General features: G+C 45.0%; 1 protein-coding gene and 1 pseudogene. One reads left to right on the plus strand and one right to left on the minus strand.

What is annotated here, in order from left to right:
• Positions 1-143, plus strand: a pseudogene (locus QMA35_RS21730) (transposase); the annotation flags it as partial.
• A gap of 143 nt (positions 144-286) precedes the next feature.
• On the opposite strand, the gene QMA35_RS21735 reads toward QMA35_RS21730, so the two are convergent.
• Positions 287-832 carry a prepilin-type N-terminal cleavage/methylation domain-containing protein gene (locus QMA35_RS21735; protein WP_281649221.1) on the minus strand — a complete coding sequence of 182 codons (546 nt, stop codon included), beginning with the start codon at positions 830-832 and terminating at the stop codon, positions 287-289.
• Between the last annotated feature and the right edge of the window lie 425 nt (positions 833-1,257).

The raw sequence follows: 1,257 nt of genomic DNA on the forward strand, positions 1-1,257 counted from the left end.
ATTGCCGCCTTGTATAAATCCCGCTGGCAGATCGAATTGTTCTTCAAGTGGATCAAGCAGAATCTGAAGGTCAAGCGGTTCCTTGGGCGCAGTAAGAATGCTGTAAAAATACAGGTGCCACAGCACTGATTGCCTACCTCCTGCTGCGTCTGGCTCAGATCACAACACCCTGCAAAATATAAGGTGTTTATGGAACTCTACGAGAATCAATAAAAGTACAAAACAATCATGGACACTCGAAGATATCAGGAAGGCAAGGATTTACTGCGCCTTCCTGTTATCACGATCAGCCTCCCAAAGACTGGCTGGTAAGATTCACCCCATCCACAAAGATATTCGAGGAGCTGTCGACATGGTTTTTGCGACAAACGGCTGGTAAGTACTTTTCTGGCACCTTCAAATTACTGGATACATGATACCCACAGTGCCACGTTATATTTGAGCCGTCGTAAGTAGGAAAAAGAATGATACGTCCATCACTGGGAACATCCGCTGGAAATCTGGAGCTTTCCAGAGAAGCCTGTATATGGAAGGCTACAGAGCCTGCTGTTCCTTCCCAGCAAATAAATTGATCCACATATTCACTGGATGTTGAAACAAAAGCCTGCCCCAAATCCGAAGCGCAGAATCCATTCAAGGTTCCGCTGACCGCATAGTACTCGGATGCATCAATAGAAGTTTTTTTAATAACCGGTATCACTTCACCAGCAATTGCGGACCGGGAGGTATAATCCTGATAGGCGGGAATAGCGATAGCTGCCAGAATGCCAATGATCGCAACTACAGTCATCAGCTCTATAAGGGTAAAACCTGAGTTCTTTTGGGAATCCATTTCCCTGCCCTGTCAGCAAAGTATTAATCTAAAAATCTAGACCATACTTGCTTCATTGACAGTCATTCAGGCAGTTGCAGCAGTGAAAAAATACAAAAACGCGATTCTCCCGACCCTTGTGGTCAATATGTAGCCACGATGGGTTACGACTATTTTTCGACGATTATTTATTAGTACCTTAAAACGATACTGTTTTAAGCAACATCACAAGCACCAAGCAACTTCATAAATACTCCCTCACACGTCACCATTCAACCAGGCATCTTTCTGATTACCAACCTTCGTAAGTTCGCATAGAGAACTGTACCGGGCGTCTCCTGCCCTTTACTTGGAGGATGCAGTCATGAGTAAAAACCTTGTCCAGTTTCAGAAGGTCGTCGCCACAACGGGGATCATCGCATCAGGACTCTGTCATGCTGGACTCA

Source organism: Parendozoicomonas sp. Alg238-R29 (assembly GCF_947331445.1).
In the GTDB taxonomy this organism is placed as follows: domain Bacteria; phylum Pseudomonadota; class Gammaproteobacteria; order Pseudomonadales; family Endozoicomonadaceae; genus Sansalvadorimonas.

Bases quoted from the DNA above. Each gene is read 5' to 3' on its own strand.
- QMA35_RS21735 (WP_281649221.1), bottom strand. From the start codon at position 832: ATGGATTCCCAAAAGAACTCAGGTTTTACCCTTATAGAGCTGATGACT.